Source organism: Lacrimispora sphenoides (genome assembly GCF_900105215.1).
Taxonomy (GTDB): Bacteria; Bacillota; Clostridia; order Lachnospirales; family Lachnospiraceae; genus Lacrimispora; species Lacrimispora sphenoides_A.
On record NZ_FOIP01000001.1, the window covers coordinates 160,805 to 180,614 of the forward strand.

At 44.3% G+C, this 19,810-nt stretch carries 18 protein-coding genes; 9 read left to right on the forward strand and 9 right to left on the reverse strand.

Annotated elements, in window-relative coordinates; translation table 11 throughout:
- The first annotated feature begins 56 nt into the window (after positions 1-56).
- Positions 57-1,445, forward strand: coding sequence for an MATE family efflux transporter (locus BMW45_RS00740; protein ID WP_092246048.1), 1,389 nt, complete (start codon positions 57-59; stop codon positions 1,443-1,445).
- Between the two features lie 83 nt (positions 1,446-1,528).
- On the opposite strand, the gene BMW45_RS00745 is transcribed toward BMW45_RS00740, so the two are convergent.
- Positions 1,529-2,401, reverse strand: coding sequence for a YitT family protein (locus BMW45_RS00745; protein WP_092240125.1), 873 nt, complete (start codon positions 2,399-2,401; stop codon positions 1,529-1,531).
- 427 nt (positions 2,402-2,828) lie between these two features.
- Between BMW45_RS00745 and BMW45_RS00750 the strand changes: the two genes are divergently transcribed.
- The 3 genes from BMW45_RS00750 (at position 2,829) to BMW45_RS00760 (ending at position 6,341) form a co-directional block, all read left to right on the forward strand.
- Entirely contained in the window at positions 2,829-4,238 is a 1,410-nt protein-coding gene (locus tag BMW45_RS00750) for a spore germination protein (protein WP_092240126.1), read from the forward strand.
- A gap of 340 nt (positions 4,239-4,578) precedes the next feature.
- Positions 4,579-5,784, forward strand: a complete 1,206-nt coding sequence (locus BMW45_RS00755; protein ID WP_092240127.1) for a PAAR-like protein — start codon at positions 4,579-4,581, stop codon at positions 5,782-5,784.
- Positions 5,784-6,341, forward strand: a complete 558-nt coding sequence (locus BMW45_RS00760; protein ID WP_092240128.1) for a hypothetical protein — start codon at positions 5,784-5,786, stop codon at positions 6,339-6,341. Before BMW45_RS00755 ends, BMW45_RS00760 begins: the two co-directional genes overlap by 1 nt.
- 362 nt (positions 6,342-6,703) lie before the next feature.
- Here BMW45_RS00760 and BMW45_RS00765 read toward each other — a convergent pair whose 3' ends face one another.
- Positions 6,704-7,576, reverse strand: coding sequence for a PHP domain-containing protein (locus BMW45_RS00765; RefSeq protein WP_166433255.1), 873 nt, complete (start codon positions 7,574-7,576; stop codon positions 6,704-6,706).
- A gap of 209 nt (positions 7,577-7,785) precedes the next feature.
- On the opposite strand from BMW45_RS00765, the gene BMW45_RS00770 reads away from it, so the two are divergent.
- From BMW45_RS00770 to BMW45_RS00785, 4 genes are all read left to right on the forward strand, one after another.
- Positions 7,786-8,694: a MurR/RpiR family transcriptional regulator gene (locus BMW45_RS00770; RefSeq protein WP_092240130.1), complete on the forward strand. Its 909-nt coding sequence runs from the start codon at positions 7,786-7,788 to the stop codon at positions 8,692-8,694.
- Positions 8,678-9,583 (forward strand): N-acetylmuramic acid 6-phosphate etherase, encoded by a 906-nt coding sequence (gene murQ, locus BMW45_RS00775; protein WP_092240131.1) that lies wholly within the window; start codon positions 8,678-8,680, stop codon positions 9,581-9,583. The genes BMW45_RS00770 and murQ overlap by 17 nt, the downstream gene beginning before the upstream one ends.
- 38 nt (positions 9,584-9,621) lie before the next feature.
- On the forward strand, positions 9,622-11,058 hold the full coding sequence (locus BMW45_RS00780) for a PTS transporter subunit EIIC (protein WP_092240132.1): 1,437 nt from the start codon (positions 9,622-9,624) through the stop codon (positions 11,056-11,058).
- 102 nt (positions 11,059-11,160) lie between these two features.
- Positions 11,161-11,565, forward strand: coding sequence for a DUF3842 family protein (locus BMW45_RS00785; protein WP_025231721.1), 405 nt, complete (start codon positions 11,161-11,163; stop codon positions 11,563-11,565).
- A 57-nt stretch (positions 11,566-11,622) separates the two neighbouring features.
- On the opposite strand, the gene guaB is transcribed toward BMW45_RS00785, so the two are convergent.
- The 4 genes from guaB to BMW45_RS00805 form a co-directional block, all read right to left on the reverse strand.
- A complete protein-coding gene (guaB, locus tag BMW45_RS00790) occupies positions 11,623-13,077 on the reverse strand; it encodes an IMP dehydrogenase (protein ID WP_092240133.1) in 1,455 nt (484 codons plus the stop codon).
- 206 nt (positions 13,078-13,283) lie between these two features.
- Positions 13,284-13,793 (reverse strand): DUF6106 family protein, encoded by a 510-nt coding sequence (locus BMW45_RS00795; protein ID WP_092240134.1) that lies wholly within the window; start codon positions 13,791-13,793, stop codon positions 13,284-13,286.
- Between the two features lie 249 nt (positions 13,794-14,042).
- On the reverse strand, positions 14,043-15,662 hold the full coding sequence (gene groL, locus BMW45_RS00800; RefSeq protein WP_025231718.1) for a chaperonin GroEL: 1,620 nt from the start codon (positions 15,660-15,662) through the stop codon (positions 14,043-14,045).
- Positions 15,663-15,739: 77 nt separating this feature from the next.
- Positions 15,740-16,030 (reverse strand): co-chaperone GroES, encoded by a 291-nt coding sequence (locus tag BMW45_RS00805; protein ID WP_092240135.1) that lies wholly within the window; start codon positions 16,028-16,030, stop codon positions 15,740-15,742.
- A gap of 371 nt (positions 16,031-16,401) precedes the next feature.
- Here BMW45_RS00805 and BMW45_RS00810 point away from each other — a divergent pair, with 371 nt between their 5' ends.
- Positions 16,402-17,046 (forward strand): prolipoprotein diacylglyceryl transferase, encoded by a 645-nt coding sequence (locus BMW45_RS00810; protein ID WP_092240136.1) that lies wholly within the window; start codon positions 16,402-16,404, stop codon positions 17,044-17,046.
- A 290-nt stretch (positions 17,047-17,336) separates the two neighbouring features.
- Here BMW45_RS00810 and rhaD read toward each other — a convergent pair whose 3' ends face one another.
- The 3 genes from rhaD to rhaM form a co-directional block, all read right to left on the reverse strand.
- A complete protein-coding gene (gene rhaD / locus BMW45_RS00815; protein WP_092246051.1) occupies positions 17,337-18,164 on the reverse strand; it encodes a rhamnulose-1-phosphate aldolase in 828 nt (275 codons plus the stop codon).
- A 13-nt stretch (positions 18,165-18,177) separates the two neighbouring features.
- The gene (locus tag BMW45_RS00820; RefSeq protein WP_092240137.1) at positions 18,178-19,428 is read right to left on the reverse strand and encodes an L-rhamnose isomerase; all 1,251 of its coding nucleotides are present in this window, start codon (positions 19,426-19,428) and stop codon (positions 18,178-18,180) included.
- A 65-nt stretch (positions 19,429-19,493) separates the two neighbouring features.
- Positions 19,494-19,808, reverse strand: coding sequence for an L-rhamnose mutarotase (gene rhaM, locus BMW45_RS00825; RefSeq protein WP_092240138.1), 315 nt, complete (start codon positions 19,806-19,808; stop codon positions 19,494-19,496).
- Positions 19,809-19,810: the final 2 nt, after the last annotated feature.

A 19,810-nucleotide genomic window follows, 5' to 3' on the forward strand; every position in this document is an offset into this window, starting at 1 on the left:
ACCCGGCGGGTATACCTCCATGTCCAGAAGTCATGGGCAGGAAAGAGGAAACGGAGATGAACCAGAATACGGTCAAAACAGATGCACTTAAGCAGAATCAGATTACAGAGGGAGTGATTTGGAAACAGCTTCTTCTGTTTTTCTTTCCCATTTTATTTGGAACTTTTTTTCAGCAGCTTTATAATACCGCTGATGCAGTCATTGTCGGGCGGTTTGTAGGAAAGGAAGCACTGGCAGCCGTTGGAGGCCCTACGGGACCCCTTATCAATCTTTTGATCGGGTTCTTCATAGGGCTTTCTTCCGGTGCCGGGGTCATTATTTCCCAGTTTTACGGTGCCAGGCAGGAGGAACAGGTGAACAAGGCGGTCCACACCGCAATTGCCTTCTCCATCCTATGCGGAGTGATCGTGATGGCAGTTGGCATCCTGACAGCGCCTTATGCCTTAATGGCCATGGGAACGCCTGACGAGATCTTATATTACGCAGTCCTGTACATACGGATCTATTTTGTGGGAGTAATCCCAAATCTTGTTTATAATATGGGTGCGGGAATCCTGCGAGCCATTGGGGATTCCAAACGCCCCCTTTATTTTTTGATTGCAAGCTGCTTCACAAATATCATTCTGGATATTATATTTGTGGTTTACTGGCACATGGGCGTCATGGGAGCGGCTCTTGCCACCATCATTTCCCAGTTGGTCAGTGCCGTTCTTGTGATGTTGGTTTTAATAAGGTCAAAAGAGGCTTACCGGCTGGTGCCAAAAGCCATTGGAATTGACCGGGACATGCTGAGGCGCATCATAAGGATCGGATTTCCTGCGGGACTTCAATCCGTTATGTACTCCTCTTCCAACATCATCATCCAGTCCAGCGTTAATACTCTGGGGACCGACACCATTGCCGCATGGACAGCTTATGGAAAGATAGACAGCGTGTTTTGGATGATCATCAGCGCCTTCGGCATCTCCATCACTACCTTTGTGGGGCAGAACTACGGAGCCGGAAAAAAAGACCGGGTCTACAAAGGGATCCGGGTCTGCATGGTCATGAGTTTTACTGCAGCCATCGCCCTCAGCGTTCTCCTTTATACCTTTGGAAATTACGTTTATCTGCTGTTTACCACCGATGCGGCCGTAATTGAAAAAGGAACGGAAATACTCCGTTACCTTGCTCCCACATTTTTTACATACGTCTGCATCGAGATTTACTCCGGTTCCCTTCGTGGAGCCGGTGACTGCTGGATTCCCATGATTATCACCAGCCTTGGAGTCTGTGCCCTTCGCGTTATTTGGATCTGCGTGGCAGTTCCCCTGCGTCCCACCATAGAGACCGTGATTTTCAGTTACCCAATGACCTGGGCTGTTACCTCGATATTGTTTATCATATACTTTAACTGGTTTGGCAAATTAAAGAGAAAACGGCTCCCCGCTTTTTTAAAAAAATAATAATTATAAAACCTTACCTGGCGAGACATTTACTGCATTTTTAAGCAGTAAGTGTCTCGCTTCCGGTTTAAGGAACTCCGGGATCATTCCATGGGCGCCCTGTAAAAAGTCCCGTAAAACTGCTGGGTTTTAAACATATTTACGATCACATGCTCATCCACCTCATGAAACAGCGCCAAAATGTCGGCCACCTCATAGGAAGACACTACGGTATGGAGAAGGTACATCTTCTTCTTGCTGTAGCCTCCCACTGCATCCACGCAGGATATTCCATGATGGAATGCCTCTACGTATTTAGCCGCAAGCTTTGGGCCCTGGGCTGTGGTGATCTGAAGGGTAACTCTTTCGTATCTGTGATGAAAGGTGGAGATAACTTTCGTTCCTACAAACTGGAACAAGATGGAATACCCCGCATAATCCCACCCGAAGATTCCTCCGAAAATACAAAGCAGAATCACATTTCCTATAAAAACCTCGGTCCAGATGGAATTGCCCGTCTTATTGGAAACATACAAGGCGATGAAATCCGTTCCCCCGCTGGAAGCATTGCCGCGAAGAGCAAGAACAATGCCAAACCCATAGAGGACACCGCCGTAAATAACATTTAAAATTCTGTCATCAAATATAGGTGAAAAATTAAATATCCTTAAAAATGCACTGGCTAAAAAAACCTGCATCAAGGAAAAAAAAGTGAACCGTTTGCTGATATTCCTGCTGCAGGCCCATGCAACCGGAATGTTCAAAACGATCATGCCCAGGGAAGTAGAAAAATTAAACCCATACAGGGACGTCACCCGGTCAACTAAAATTGCAATGCCCGTAAATCCTCCTGACAGAAGACCTGCAGGCTGGATAAACGCCTGGATAACATAGGTCTGTAAAAGTGCGGAGAATACAACTGCCATGGTCGTCATCGCATTGCGGACACGCTTATCTCTCCTAAGATTCTTCCACATAAAATTCCTCCTCATCATTACATGATATTATATGTAAATCCTTCTCTTGTATCAAATTTTTTTAAATTAATAGAGGATTGCCCTTCCCCCACAGAAGGCAATCCCCCGTCACGATCTGAACCGTCACATTATTCAGTTCTGCTACCTGGCATCCCCATGCCAAAATCACGCACACAAGGAATTCCTTTGTGCTTCTCACATGGACGATAATACCATCTATTGCCTAAAAAGTCAACGTTTTTAGTACATTTTACTAAAAGACTTTTTGTAAAAAAGGGCCATTTTAATATCTTTTCATACAAGATCAAGTCGAAAGTCCTCGGAATACGTACAGAATTTATAAAACATAATTTCATGGAAAATGCACATACTTATTTTATTACCGCCCTCACTATGGACACTTTTTATTTGCAAGGAGATAATTGCCATGGAATTTTCCAACAGCCTTTCCAATAATATGAACTACTTAAACACAAAGATTGATGTAGCCGGAAACTATGACATCGTTTACCGGACCTTTTATATCGGGGAACAGGAAGCCTGCCTTTACTTCATTGAAGGGTTTACCCAGAGTGATGCGTGGCAGAAGATCCTGGACAACTTATTATCCATTCCGGCTGAGGATATGCCGCCGGATGCCCATGAATTTTCCAAAAGGTTTCTCCCTTATGGTCAGGTGGGTCTTGTAAAAGACGATGAAACCATGATCAAACAGCTTTTGACCGGAGTATCCTGTTTGTTCGTTAACGGATACGACAAATGCCTGACCGTGGACTGCCGCAGTTATCCAGCCAGAAGCGTCTCAGAGCCGGAAAAAGACAAAGTTCTAAGAGGATCAAGAGATGGATTTGTGGAAACCCTGGTTTTTAATACCGCTCTTATCCGCCGCAGGATCCGTGATCCCAAGCTTACCATAGAAGTCATGAATGCCGGAGAAAGCTCCCACACGGATATCGCCATCTGCTACTTCAAGGGGCGGAATGATGAAAATCTTTTAACCATGATAAAGGACCGGATCAGCAAGCTTAAAGTCGATGCCCTTACCATGAACCAGGAAAGCCTTGCGGAGTGCATATATCCCCATAAATGGTTTAACCCTTTCCCCAAATTCAAATATTCCGAGCGGCCGGATACTGCCGCTGCTTCCATACTGGAAGGAAACATTATCATCCTGGTGGACAACTCTCCCTCAGCCATGATTTTACCTTCCTCTGTCTTTGATATCATCGAGGAAGCCGATGACTATTATTTTCCTCCTGTGACCGGGACTTACCTTAGGCTGTCCCGCTTGGTCATTTCCATTCTAACCCTGTATTTAACACCTACGTGGCTGCTTTTTATGCAAAATCCGGAAATGATCCCTTCCTGGCTGCAATTTATCCGCTTATCTGAACAGCCCCAGGTTCCCCTGCTTTTTCAGCTCCTGATTCTGGAATTTGCCATTGACGGTCTGAGGCTTGCAGCTGTCAATACTCCCAGTATGCTGACTACTCCCCTCAGTGTGATCGCCGGTATTGTACTGGGTGAATATTCAGTAAAATCCGGCTGGTTTAACAGTGAGACCATGCTTTATATGGCCTTTGTGACTATTGCCAACTATTCCCAGTCAAGCTTTGAGCTGGGTTATGCCTTTAAATTTATGCGTCTGATCATGCTGATCACCACAGCCCTGCTGAATTTCTGGGGATTCGTAGGAGGCGTTGCGCTTTCCATAGGCGCAATTGTGTTTAATAAAACCATAGCCGGAAAAAGTTATATCTATCCCCTGGTTCCATTCCACCTTTCAGAACTGAAAAAACGGTTCTTCCGGGGAAGGCTTCCTCACAGGGAGAAGTAACCAGATAATAAGTGTGTAGAATTAATGACACATGACTTAAACTGCAGACAAAGTATATTGAGGTTCGTAGAAAACCATTCTTTCGCTTCAAGTCCCTGAAAAAAAGACGAAGAAACTGTCTTTTCTACTTCTTTACTTACGCGGAAAATAGATTTTCTACGAACCGTCAAGTTTATCAACAGGCTAGGACATTGCTGATATAGAGTATTTTTTGAGCTACAGCAGCTATGCCTACCGAATTCGGAAAGTTAGTGACCAAATTCAGCTATCATATTGGATATCATGAAATGGTGTGATATTCTGGGAAAAATATAAAAAAGTATATTAAGGAGGTAATAGTATGGCAAATGAATCGGTAAAGGCTGGAGTTAAAATTACCCACGATGCTGCGTTTATTGGAGATTTTAAGTTTAACTTTCAGGGCAATCTCATTGGTAAATATATTGAAATGAAAGATGCTGGCAACCTGGAGAAGTATGAAAAGGAAGTCATGGAGCTGATGGTTAAACATTATGCATTTTATGAGCAATTACAAAAAGAAAAAGAATATATAACAAGGGGATCGATTCTACGGTGCAGCGGAGGGAATAAAATGATTACATTCGATATCCTGAATGATCACGGGGTGGAAAAGGCTGGTTCCCCCTTAGGAATATGCACTGATTGTAAAGCGAATGAAAACATACATACGTTTGGAGAATGTAAAATACCTACGCCCGAAGGATACCCGGAAAGACCTATTGTGATTCCAACTCTAAAGTCCAAATTCCCGTTTATCATGCATAAATGTATTCCTATGTTAGATGGAAGTTGGAGTAGGACCAAGAGTTCTAAAGTAAAAGTATGGGATGAGTCGGTAGGAAGGTATGTTGATGCCATTACTACAGGAGATTTTTTAGTGTGCCTTTATGGAGGGATAATAGAGGTTGTAGAAGTTCCAACAGTAAATGGAACTAGGAGGGCGGGAAAAGTAACTACTCTCAACTCGACAGGTTATAATATGATAGCTAATATGGAACGAAATTTAAGCCTGATTGGATATGATAAGAAAACCGGATTAATAATAAGCATTCCTACAACATCTACAGATGTTGGTTATGGCCATGACTATATTAAAAACCCTTTACCTACTGTTCCTACATCAATGACTGCGTCTAAAGCTTATGAACTTCTAAAAAAAGATCTTAGTGGCATAGGTCCCGATGGTAAGGTAGACAAGATTAAAGACTACATAGGAGCAATTGCTGATATTGATGCTTGCTTTACACAAGACCACTTCAATGCTTTAGTCGGATTGAGATATAATATAGGGAGTTTAGGCGTAGTTGATGGATTATTGCCATATCTTGAAAATGGCGCATATAAAAGAAGTGAGCTAAAAAAAATAGTAAATTCTTACTATGATGCGATTATTAAAAAAAATCCTGCAAATGAATTATATAGAGATGGATGGTATAATAGAACTGAAAAGATGCTTGATATATTTTTTGACGGCAATTATGGTTATATGCCTATTGATGCTGTGAATGGGAAGGTGGTTTTATAATGATTAAGCTCCATTCCTTATTAATCATTGTTATACTGTTTATTAGTTTAACGGGCTGCACTAATACTTTTCAGTCAACTAGTGAAAAAAAGGAACAAAATCAAACATTAGAATATATGACTCAGCAGCCCCACATTACAGATAACACAGACAAAAATATACCTACAGCCTTATCTGATGAAGATTTTATTGTGAAAAATAAAGATACCTTTATCGAATTGAGGAGTAGTTATGAAAACTTAATTACAAATGAGGAAATTTCATATATTAGTTATCTTAACGAGGACCATGTTTTCGATACTTATGTGTACGAAAATTTTATTGTATCAGTTTCACCGGCTAATAATACGGTATTCTCTATCAATTTGGTGACTCCTGAACTTAAAACTTCTAGGGGAATCGGCGTAGGCAATTCTATATCAGATATTGCTGAAAAATATGGTTTAGATGATGAAACTTATGATCGTACACTTGTGTACCATTACGATTTTAAAATGCTAATATTTTATGTTGATAAAGACGGAATCATAACAAACATTGTATTAGAAATGATTTGATTGTGCTGCCGAAATGAATAAAGGGTTGCATATAGAGCTGTATTTAAATAGCAGACAAATCCCAAAACATTCGGTCAAATCGGTTGCTAACACAGCACCGATTTTTATTTCACAGCACCTTGTATCGTTTTCTACGAACCGGTAAGATTATCGACATGCCAGGACACTGCTGATTCAGTGTCTTTTTTTTGGGTCGTGGCCCTATTAAGCACGCATAGGTGCGAAATATAAACCACCCTCTATGTTGAACTATCACACAAAAATATACAAGAAGCAACCTGCACACATGATAAACCATTTGAAGAATGAATTGAATTCAATAAAAAACTGGGTGATACAGGTATACCGCCCAGTTTTTATGATTAGAAGAAGGTTGAATCAAATGAATTTGCTCTTTTACTTAATAATAGATGCTTCAATCCTTCCGCTAGTTCTTCCGGCAGCTCCTCAGCCCCCGGAAGAGCTGGCTTCTTCATGTAAATACCGTGGTAATCACTGCCGCCGGTAACCATTAAATGCCGGTTTTCTGCCACAGCCAATAATTCTGCCCGGACCTCCTCCGGGTTATCATGATGGTACACTTCAACACCATCCAGACATTCTTCTCTTAAAAGGGTATCATAAAGCTGTATGTTCTTTCTCTTTATTTTCCCGGGGTGAGCCAAAACCACATTTCCCCCAGCCTCCTTTATCATCCTACATATCTTATAGAAACTTCTATAAGAAAAACGATCCTCTTCCTCATAGGGAGCTCCTTTTCCAAAATAGAGGGGCAGGCTCTTCATAATATCTTCTCTTCTAAGGAGTCCATGGTCAGCCAGAACTCCTAATAGCTTTGCCCTGTAAAGCGGTCCGCCTCCAGCCTTTTCGAAAAACTCTTTTTCTTCAATCTCTATTCCAGACTGCTGCATCTTTAAGATCTGATGCCTTGATCGTTCATTCATCTGTTCCAGAAAGCTGATGGAATACCTACGCAGCTCCGGATTCTCCGGATCGATCCCATATCCCAGCACATGAAATTTCATTCCATTCTCTGCCGCCGTAAACTCTGCAGCCGGTATAAAAGGAATACAATACTTTTTTGACGCCTTTTCTTCTTCTTTAAGGCCCAATACCGTATCATGATCCGTTATGGCTGCTGCCCTAAGGCCCTGCTCCTTTGCCAGGGAGTAAATTTGCATTATACTTTCACTTCCGTCAGAAAAACATGAATGCATATGAAAGTCCGCTTTCATCAATGACCTCCTTAAACGTAAGGGTTCTAATAGTCTCATTATAGACTTATCTTATATATAGGTCAACAAATTGCCCAATTTTTGGCATAGGACAAGACAAAAACCAGACATTTCCTCCAATATATGGTATAAAGTTTCATAAGAAGCCTAATGTCTTGAACTATTAATCCAAGCTGCATATACTAATACCACAACAAGGGGAAATAAAAATGAAAAGTGTACTGGTTCGTTTGCGAGAATATCAAAAAGAGATGAGTGTTGCGGAGACCGGCGTCGTACGGTACCTGTTAGACACGCCAGAACAGGCGGTGAAGCTTTCCGTCCACGCTCTGGCAGAAAAAGGGTTTTCTTCCTCTTCCACCGTTATCCGGCTATGTCATGAACTTGGTTTCTCCGGGTACAAGGAAATGAAGGCTGCCCTGATCTGTGAACTGGCCATCCGGCAGGAAAATACCAGGGAAAAAATGGAGGAGATTACAGAGAACGATACTCTGGAACAGATCGTCGACAAAATTACATATAAAAACATCGCCTCCTTAGAGGATACCAGAAATTTAACCGATTTATCCGCCCTTAAAAACTGCATTGACCTCTTATGCCAATGCCGAACCATCTGTTTATTCGGAATCGGTTCTTCCCTTCTGGTGGCCCGGGATGCCTATTTAAAATTCCTCCGGATCAATAAGCCCTGCATCTTAAATGATGACTGGCATTCCCAGCTTTTGCAGGCCCGTAACATGAACCGGGATGATTTAGGACTGATGATCTCCTATTCTGGCAGGACCATGGAGATGATCGAGTGCGCCAGGACCATACAGCAGGTAGGGGCAAAATTTATCCTGATCACCCGTTTTGCCGTATCACCCCTTTCGGAAATGGCGGATTACAACCTTTATGTGGCTGCCAATGAATCCATCTTCAGGAGCGGAGCCATGGGAAGCAGGATCAGCCAGTTAAACATCATTGATATTCTGTATACTGCATACGCCAACCACAACAGCCAATATTCCCTGTCGCAGTGGCGCAAAACGCACATTTCCAAGAAAAATCCGTCGTATTTTGAACCTTTCGACGAAGTGTATAATGAGGAGGAAATCAATCATGGTAGATTTAAGTAAGATGACAACAGAAAGCCGCAATCCTGATACCATGGATTTAGACACCATGACACCTTTCGAACTGGTGACGGCCATGAACCAGGAAGACCGGAAGGTGGCGGAGGCTGTGGAAAAAGTCCTGCCACAGACTGCCAAAGCAGTGGAATGGGTCTGTGAAGCTTTTGAGGCCGGAGGCCGGCTCATCTACATGGGAGCAGGGACCAGCGGGAGACTCGGTATCTTAGACAGTTCCGAATGCCCTCCCACCTTTGGGGTTGACCCGGGTATGGTCATCGGCCTGATTGCCGGCGGGGACAGGGCCATCAGGCAGTCAGTGGAAGGAGCCGAGGACTCTGAGTCCCTTGGCATTGAAGATTTAAAAACCCTACCATTATCCCCAAAAGATGTGGTGGTGGGTATTGCGGCCAGCGGAAGGACGCCCTATGTATCGGCTGCCTTAAGCTATGCAAAAAGCATAGGCTGCCGGACCGTATCCATAGCCTGCAATGAGGGAAGCCTCATTGGAACTTATGCAGACCTGGCCATCGAACCGGTAGTGGGACCGGAGGTTTTGACCGGCAGCACCCGGTTAAAAGCCGGGACCGCCCAGAAGATGATACTTAACATGATCAGCACCGGAGCCATGGTGGGCATCGGAAAAGCATACCAGAACCTGATGGTAGATGTGGTGCAGAGCAATGAGAAGCTGCGATCCAGGGCAGAAAACATCCTGATGGCTGCCACAGAAATAACACGTGATGAAGCCAGAAGACTGTTAGAGGAAGCAGGAGGGAGCGTGAAGTTAGCCATAGCAATGAAACGAACAGGCGCAGGGCCAAAAGAAGCAGAAAAGAAATTAAAGGAATCCCGTGGGCATATCCGTGCATGCATGAAAAGGGATTCTGATTAACTATCAATTTATTCATTTCAACTTTGGAGGTGTCTATTATGACAAATGAAGTATTGCTTCAAAAGATCCTGGAATTATCGGGAGGGAAAGAAAATGTTGCAGCCGCGGCCAGCTGCATGACACGCCTTCGTTTAAAGGTAAAGAATCCTGATCTGGTGCAGGAGAAGGAACTGAAAGAGATTTCCGGAGTTCTTGGCCTAGTTGCAAACGGAATTGATGTTCAGGTGGTCGTTGGACCTGGAAAGGCCAGAAAGCTCATGGATATCTGCCTCGGCTTAGGAATCCCTAGTGAGCTTGGCGGCAAAGGGCTCTCCACCAATGCTTCCTGGCAGCAAAACAAAGAAGCAGTAAAGGCCGGCCAGAAAGGAAACGGGTTAAAGAGCAGCATACGGGTTATCTCCGATATCTTTATTCCGATGATTCCTGCTATCGTTGCAGCCGGTTTATGCAACGGTGTGGCCAATATCATCGGCCAGGGCGTGGAAGCGCAGATATTGGGAGGCAGCTTCTGGACTCTTCTTGTCACCATGCTAAAGCTGTTCGGCGGTGCATTTCTCGGTTATTTTTCAATTTTTACCGGTGTCAATGCAGCAAAAAGCTTTGGAGCGACGCCTGCCCTGGGCGGCATGATCGGTTCTATGAGCATTATGTCACAGATCACGGATATATCAAAGTTCTTTGGTCTTTACAATGAACAGATCCCAAACAGCTCAACCTTAATTAGCGGCAAGGGCGGGATCATCGGCGTGATCATCGGTGTCTGGGTCCTCTCCAAAGTAGAGCGCTGGGTGCGCAAACATGTTCCCGATGTCCTTGATATCATGCTGACCGGATTCTTAAGCATTTTAATCACAGGAACCTTGTTTGTACTGGTGCTGATGCCGGCTGCCGGCTTTTTATCTGACGGGCTGGTCTGGGCATTATCCCTCCTTGTAAATTCCGCAAATCCGGTCGTCAGCGTTTTATCCGGTTACATTATGTCAGCCGTATTTCTTCCCCTGGTCCTTTTGGGACTGCATCATGGGCTGGTTCCCATCTATGCGGTTCAGCTGGAACAAATGGGCGGAGTCTCCTTATTCCCGGTCCTGGCCATGGCAGGTGCAGGGCAGGTAGGTGCAGCCATTGCCATCTATTTTAAAGCAAAACGAAGCGGAAACAAACGCTTAAAGAGCGTCATCATCGGTGCACTGCCTTCCGGATTCTTAGGCATCGGTGAACCGCTTATTTATGGAGTCACTCTTCCGCTTGGTAAACCTTTCATAACTGCAGGATTGGGAGCCGGATTCGGCGGTGCCTATGTGATGCTCATGCATGTAAGGAGCATTGCCTGGAGCCCTTCGGGCCTGTTAGCCATTCCCATCATGAGCAGCCCTGTTAATATGCTCAATTATTTTATGGGCCTGGTGATTGCTTACATTGCCGGATTTATCATTACCAGCCTGTTTATTAAGGAAGATGAAGTTGCAAAAGCTTAAGCTTTCCGGCTGAATAGGAGCCCTTATCAGACTGCCCCCTGGCCTTTCACTTGATTTCTGTCCTTCCCTATAATACAATAGAGGGATAAGGAGGACGAAGACATGAAAATCGTTATCATTGACGGGCAGGGCGGCAAAATGGGGCAGTCCGTCATCGCTCAGTTAAAAAAGTCCTTTCCCAGTCTTTCAGTCATTGCCATCGGGACCAATTCCATTGCTACTTCTGCCATGTTAAAGGCAGGAGCCGATGCAGGAGCAACCGGTGAGAATCCGGTCCTTGTGGCCAGCCGGGATGCAGATATTATCATCGGTCCTATTGGGATCGTCATTGCCGATTCTCTCCTGGGAGAGATCACTCCAGCCATGGCTGAGGCCATCGGAAAAAGCCGTGCATATAAGATCCTTATTCCGGTGAACAAATGCAATCATTATGTAGTGGGCTGTGAAAACTTGACTTTAACGGAATCCATTGCCCTGGTAATCAAAGAGGTGGAGAATCATTTATGATCTCCACCTCTTTGTTTATGATATGTTAGATTTACCTTCGGTTCATCAAGCAGCTATTTATTCATCAATGCTATAGTTTGGTGCTTCCTTTGTGATATGGATGTCATGAGGATGACTTTCTTTAAGGGAAGCTGCCGTAATCTTTATGAATCTTCCGGTTTCCTGCATGGTCTTAATATTCATTGCTCCGCAGTATCCCATACCGGACCTTAAGCCGCCAAGCATCTGGAATACGGTATCTTCTACCAATCCTTTGTAAGCCACTCGGCCTTCCACTCCTTCCGGAACCAGCTTTTTGGCATCCGTCTGGAAGTAGCGGTCTTTGCTTCCGTTTTCCATGGCAGCAATGGAACCCATACCACGGTATACCTTGTATTTTCTGCCCTGATACAGTTCAAAGGTTCCCGGGCTTTCGTCGCATCCGGCAAACATGCTTCCCATCATACATACGCTTCCGCCGGCTGCAATGGCCTTTGTTAAATCTCCGGAATACTTGATTCCGCCGTCAGCAATGACTGGTACGCCGTATTCCTTAGCAACTGCATAGCAGTTCATAACAGCCGTGATCTGGGGAACTCCGATGCCGGCTACCACACGGGTAGTACAGATAGATCCAGGACCGATTCCTACCTTCACTGCATCAGCTCCTGCTTCTATGAGATCCTTTGTGGCCTCTCCGGTTGCTACATTTCCTGCAATAACGGAAAGAGCCGGATAAGCTTCTTTGATCATTTTTACGCAGCGGAGAACGTTTTCGGAATGACCGTGAGCGGAGTCTAAAACTACCACATCCACTTTTGCCTTTACCAGGGCGTCTACACGGTCAAGCACGTTGGCTGTAATTCCTACGGCAGCTCCGCACAGAAGTCTTCCTTGTCCATCTTTTGCGGACAACGGATATTTGATCTGCTTTTCAATATCCTTGATGGTGATAAGGCCCTTTAAATTAAAGTCTTCATCAACGATCGGAAGCTTTTCTACTCTTGCTTTTGCAAGGATCTTTTTTGCCTCCATAAGGGTGATGCCTTCTCTGGCTGTTACCAGGTTTTCAGAGGTCATGCACTCCTTGATCTTCCTGCTGAAATCCTCTTCGAATTTCAAGTCCCGGTTGGTGATGATTCCCACCAGTTTTTTTCCTTCTGTGATCGGCACTCCGGAAATGCGGTATTTACCCATAAGTTCATCCGCATCTTTTAATGTATGCTCCTGGGAAAGATAGAATGGGTCCGTTATGACGCCGTTTTCTGACCTCTTTACCTTATCAACCTCTTCTGCCTGCTCTTCAATGGACATATTCTTGTGGATAATTCCGATACCTCCCTGTCTTGCCATGGCAATTGCCATGCGATGCTCGGTAACGGTATCCATGCCTGCACTCATAAGCGGAATATTGAGCTTGATGGTTTTTGTAAGGTTGGTCGTTAAGTCAACCTGATTAGGAATAACCTCTGAATAAGCCGGAACTAACAGCACATCATCAAAAGTAATGCCTTCGCCAATTATTGTACCCATTAACTTTTCCTCTCCTTCTTTATATTTTTATTAATGAAACTAATAAGTCTTTTTACTTGTTAGTTACATAGTTTAACAAATTTTACAGGGGTTGTCAACGGACATTTTCCGGTTTCTTTCCGTCACTCATGGACAGTAAAGAAGTCTCTCCTGTAACGAAAAAGGAACCGGGCGGTTTTTTGCAAAACCGACTGATTCCTTTTTCGTTATACTTCTTTCATAACCTTACGGGGCGCTGTCATCCTCATGCACTGGAGCAGCTTATCGTTAGGTTCAAATATGATCTTTGTTGTTTCAGCACCGGACTGGCTGATTAATGTATAAGTCTTTGCTCCCGGTACGTGGGATGAAAAATCCAGTAGTTTCATGTTTTTTGTTTCATGATCCCTGGCCTCTGTGGAACCGGTGGGAGCTACGATCTGGATCCCTTCCATGGAGCCTTCCCAGGCCTTCTTTCTCTTGCTTCTGCCGTAGATCCGGTCAATGGATAGAGAGTTAGTCACAAATAAGTATTCAAATTCTACTTCGCTGTTGCGGAATACAAAGTATGTGGCGGCTGCGGCTGCAAGCAGAATAAGCACTCCAAAGATTCCGAAAACCGGAGACATGGAGAGGAAAAATGCAATTACGCATAGGATTCCCATCGCAATTTTTATCAACATGGTATAGGCCGGTGATTTTCGCTTCACTAGCCATTCTGCATACATTTCATTCATAACGATTTGGGTCCTTTCTTGTTTCCTGCATGGCTGCTTAAGTGGAAGGAGCTTATCCTGATTTAGGATATGGTTAGGTGGGGTGGGTGGGGTACCAGAAGTCCGCAGTGCAGTGGGTAAAGCCTTTGGCTTTACCCGCTCACGGGTGTTCGCCCTATGAAACAGAACATGAAAAAATTTTCTTATGTGCAGGCACAACGTAAATTTTTTCATGTTCTGTTTCGCACTGCTCGTTGCTTACGTGAATGTTTACATCATATCCATTCCGCCTGGGGCTGGCATTGCAGGTGCTTTTTCTTTAATATTAGCAACAACGGACTCTGTTGTCAATAAGGTAGATGCAACACTTGTAGCATTTTGAAGGGCGCTTCTGGTTACCTTTGTCGGATCCAGGATGCCTGCTTCTACCATGTCTACGTATTCTTCCTTGTATGCGTCAAAGCCGGTTCCTACCTTAGACTCTCTCACCTTATTGATGATGACGCTTCCTTCCAGTCCTGCATTGGCTACAATATGGTATAATGGGGATTCAAGAGCCTTTAAGATGATCTTTCCGCCGGTTCTCTCATCGCCTTCTAAATTCTTAACAAGTTCTTCAATCTGATTGATGGCATGAACGTAAGCAGAACCGCCGCCTGCGATAACGCCTTCCTCAACTGCCGCTCTTGCTGCAGATAAAGCATCTTCCATACGGAGTTTTGCTTCCTTCATCTCGGTTTCTGTTGCAGCGCCTACTCGGATTACTGCTACACCGCCGGATAATTTAGCAAGTCTTTCCTGTAATTTTTCTCTGTCAAAATCAGAAGTAGTCTCTTCGATCTGGCCCTTGATCTGACCGATTCTTGCAGTGATTGCTTCTTTATCTCCGCAGCCGTCTACGATTACGGTATTTTCCTTCTGAACCTTTACGGATTTTGCACGTCCTAAAAGATCAAGGGTTGCATTCTTAAGCTCATATCCCAGTTCATCAGAGATCACAGTACCGCCCGTTAAAACAGCAATATCCTGTAACATCTCTTTTCTTCTGTCGCCATAGCCTGGAGCCTTTACCGCGATTACATTGAAAGTTCCTCTTAATTTATTAACGATTAAGGTTGTTAAAGCCTCGCCTTCCACATCTTCTGCGATGATGAGAAGTCTTGCGCCGGACTGAACTACCTGCTCTAATAAAGGAAGGATCTCCTGAATGTTTGAGATCTTCTTATCAGTAATAAGAATATATGGATCATCTAAATTAGCTTCCATCTTCTCCATATCGGTGCACATATAAGCAGAGATATAACCTCTGTCAAACTGCATACCTTCCACAAGATCCAGCTCTGTCTTCATGGTCTTTGATTCTTCAATGGTAATAACGCCGTTGTTGGAAACCTTCTCCATAGCGTCAGCTACCATCTCGCCGACCTCATCATCTGATGCGGAAATAGCTGCTACTTTTGCGATGGATGCCTTGCCTTTGATCGGCTCACTCATCTTTGCAATCGCTTCTACTGCTGCTTCAGTCGCTTTTTTCATACCCTTTCTTAAAACGATTGGGTTTGCACCTGCTGCCAGATTCTTCATTCCTTCATTAATCATAGCCTGAGCTAAAACGGTAGCTGTGGTAGTACCGTCTCCTGCTACGTCATTGGTCTTAGTTGCAACTTCTTTAACAAGCTGAGCGCCCATATTCTCAAAAGCATCTTCCAGCTCAATTTCCTTTGCAATGGTAACGCCGTCATTTGTAATGAGCGGTGATCCAAAAGATTTATCCAGTACAACATTTCTGCCCTTAGGCCCTAAAGTTACACGAACAGTATCTGCTAACTGATTCACTCCAGATTCAAGTGCTTTTCTGGCATCTACGCCATATTTAATCTGCTTTGCCATGATTCATTCCTCCAGTTTTCTGTTAAAATAAATATACGTACTATCTAAAACCTTACGAAGCGGTATCGCCTTCTTGATTATTCAATCACTGCTAATATGTCATTCTGTTTAACGATCACATATTTCTCGCTCTCTTCTTCGGTCTCTATCTCTGTTCCTGAATACTTGGAGAAGATTACTTTATCGCCCACTTTAACCTGCATGGTAACTTCCTTGCCGTCTACCAGACCGCCAGGTCCTACTGCGATGACTTCCGCCTGCTGCGGCTTCTCTTTTGCCTGACCCGGCAGAACAATACCGGACTTTGTTGTCTCCTCTGCAACCAATGGTTTTAACACAACTTTGTCAAATAATGGTACTAATTTCATTGCAATTCCTCCTCATAACTTTCTGCTTATTATTTCTTTCTTTGGCCATCCGAAAGAAGTTTTATTTTATTCACATACTAAGTTATATCACTCATTATTAGCACTGTCAATAGTTGAGTGCTAACTTTATATTTTTTTTACATTTTTACCATATTTGTACGATTTTCTCCTTTACTTACATAGTTTATAGAAATTTTCTTATTATATACCTTTATTTTTTTGGATGAACGTATTACAATAACTAAGAGAATGAAGCGCCTTACAAGCGCACCATTATGCCCATCAAGCATAAGCCGTGACAAGGAAGCACCTTGCAGGCATACCTCTATGCCCAGAATACATGGACGGTAATAAGGAAAGGAGTGTTTCAAATGGCAAAAAAGGGTAATGGGTTTGGAAAATTCGTGGCACTGGCCACTGTGGCCGGCGTTGTTGCTGCCGGCATCTCTTACTTTACGAAATACAAATCCTTCCACAAAGAACTGGAAGAAAATTTTCACGACTTTGAGGATGAGGGAAATGACGACATTTCCAAAATTGACAGCACGATGAACCGCAACTATGTTTCTTTGCATGCCAATAAGGATGAATTTAAGGTTGCCACTGACCATATGGCAGATGCTGCCAAGGATGCGGTAAGTGCAGCAAGAAACTTAGTAAAGGATGCAGCGAGCATTGTTTCTGATACGGCAAAGGAAGCGGCTTCAGCCGTGGCATTTACCGCAAAGGACATGTTTGACTCTGCAAAAGAACAGACAGATGAGTTTTTAGACGACGAAGAGTTTACGGAAGATGGCGGTTTGGATTACGCTGCCGGAGCCGCAGACCAACTGGCAGAAAAAGCCAAAGAGACTGCAGATACGATAAAAGAAACAGCAGAAACTGCTGCCGAAGCAGTAAAAGATGCGGCAAAGGATGGGATTGATGCGGCAAAAGAAGCGGCGAAGTCCACCGGAGCAGCGATGAAAGAACTGGCCGATGAAACTACTACCATTGTGGAAGAAGAGATGGATTAATCATAAAAGCTACTGGAAAGCCTGCGCTCTCCAGTGGCTTTTTTTCATCTGATTCATCCTCCGGATCCTTTTACATCATCTTAAAAACTGCGGATCACCATTTCATTCAAACGCTTCAATATTTCGCAGGCCAGCCGTACGCCATTCTGATAATCCTCATAAGAAGAAATTCCATAATGGGTATGAGCATACCGTATCTCTCCTAAAGTGAAGGCCACTCACGCCCAACAGGCTAAAACCCATAAAAAAAACACCGGAAAGCTTACGCTCTCCAGTGCCATTTATACAGGTTATTTTTCATACAGAAATTCTTCCGGCAGATTCACCTTAAAATCAACCGCCAGGTCACGGAAGTTTTGAGGTGTGATGGTCTGAAGCTTATCCGTACGGATGGAAAGCACCTTAACAAGGATTTCTGCAGACTTTTCTACTGTATGCAGAAGACCAAAGGTCAGGTCAAAGTCCTCTCCGGAAGCGAATAAGCCGTGATGAGCCCATACAGCCACATCGTACTTCTTCATCAGCTCACTGGTTGCCACTGCAATGTCTCGTCCGCCTGGCACCATCCAGCCAACCACACCTACGCCGTCCGGGAAAACCACCGGACATTCTGTTGCCATCTCCCATAATTCCCGGGTGAAGACTTTATCCTCTAAGGGAAGAACAAAGGTAAGGGCAATTACATTGGCAGGATGGGCATGGTAAATCACCCTGTGTTTACCGGATGTAGCCTCTTTTTTTACTTCATGGTTCATAAGATGGGAAGGCAGCTCGCTGGTGGGACGCCCGCCGTTTACTAATCCCCAGCGGATTCTGTAATTCTCACCGCTTTCATCCACCTCAATGATACAGGTATTGGCTTCCGGATCCAGGATTACGTTGCGGAAATACTTCCCGCTTCCCGTCACCATGAAATACTCTCCTGCCAAACCCTTTACACAGGTTCCGATGGGCTGCCAGGGATTCTTATCCGTAAAGCCCTCTTTCACTGATTCTACCTCTGACTCCTTGATGCGGTAGCTTAAATTGCCGCCGTTTCTCTCATGCCAGTTCTGACGAAAGCCGTCGTCACATAAGCGGATAAAGCCTTTTACAAATTCAGCAACTAAAATATTCATATTCTTTTTCTCCTTATTTCCGGTTAAGCAGCACTTCTTTTTCATAGCTGCGTATTTCTTCAAACCAGTCTTCCTTTGCCGGAACTCCGTTTATCTCACAGAAATAATTCCATACATCGCCCACAGGATATAGCTTAAGCTCCTCCTGAAGCATCATCTGCTCCGTAAACTCTCGTTCCTTCTGTAACAAGGCAAGCGTTTCATTCGGAAGAAGAAGGGCATTTAACAACGCCTTCTGCATGTTGCGCATTCCCACGATCCAGGCGCTTAAGCGGTTGATGCTTGCATCAAAGAAGTCAAGGGCTAAAAGAACGCGGTCAGCTCCACCCCGGATGATTTCCTTTGCAATCTCTTTTGTCTCATCGTCAAACAACACCACATGGTCGCTGTCCCACCGCACCGGCCTTGTCACATGAAGGGCCACCTTGTCAAAGAACAGGAGCATGGAGGATATCTTATCGGAAACCACCTCCGTGGGATGATAATGGCCGCTGTCCAGCAGGCATAGGATATCGTTCTTGGAAGCGTAATTCATATAAAATTCATGGGAACCAACCGTACAGCTTTCCACACCGATTCCAAACACCTTGGATTCCACGGCTACAAATACCTTGGTTTTATCGTAATCCATGGAAAGGATCTGGTCAAGAGAATCTTTTAACCGTGCCCTTGGGGAGGTACGGTCCGCCGGAATATCCTTAAAACCGTCAGGAATCCAGATGTTCATGGTACATGGAGTTCCCTGCTCTTTGGCAAAATATTCAGAAATACGGATGCACGCCTTTACGTGCCTGATCCAGAAGCTGCGTATTTCCTCGTCTTCACTGGACAAGGTGGCATTCTCTGCCTTTGGATGGGAAAACAGGGTGGGATTAAAATCAATGCCAATCCCTCTTTCCTTTGCAAATTCTGCCCATCTTGCAAAATGCTTCGGTTCCAGCTGATCACGGTCCGCCCATTCTCCCTTTTCAAATACGGCATAGCTTGCATGAAGGTTAATCCTGTGTTTTCCAGGAATCAGGCTCAGCGCTTTGCCCATATCATTCATCAGCTCCTGAGGATTTCTGGCCCGTCCCGGGTAATTGCCAGTCGTCTGAATGCCGCCTGAGAGCCCGCCGGCTCCGTCAAATCCTATTACGTCATCCCCCTGCCAGCAGTGCATGGAGATAGGAATCTTATTCAGTGCCTCCAGCGCCTCATCTGTATTAACACCAACGGCCTTGTATGCTTCCTTTGCTGCTTCATATCTTTCTTTTATTGTCATGGCTCTCTTCTCCTTTTCTTAATTTCTGCCCGGGCTTTTAAGGCCGGGGCTTCCTATGATAACGTTCAGTCTAAATGAAATACAGGCTTTAAGCCGATAGAAACCGGGCTGTTATCCGGGTTGGTCTTCATAATGTCAGCCATATAATCCCACCATTTTCGGTTGATGGGTGTATCCGCCGTTTCTGCCCATTTATCTTCATCCTCGATCTCAATATATCCGTAGAGGACATTGGTTTCCTCATCTAAGAAAATAGAGTAATTATGTCCCCCGTGCCGGCTGATCATGTCCTTCATTTCCGGCCAGAGCAAATTGTGTCTTTTCTCGTATTCTTCGGCCATTCCTTTATTTAAGTACATTTTAAAAGATTTTCTTATCATGA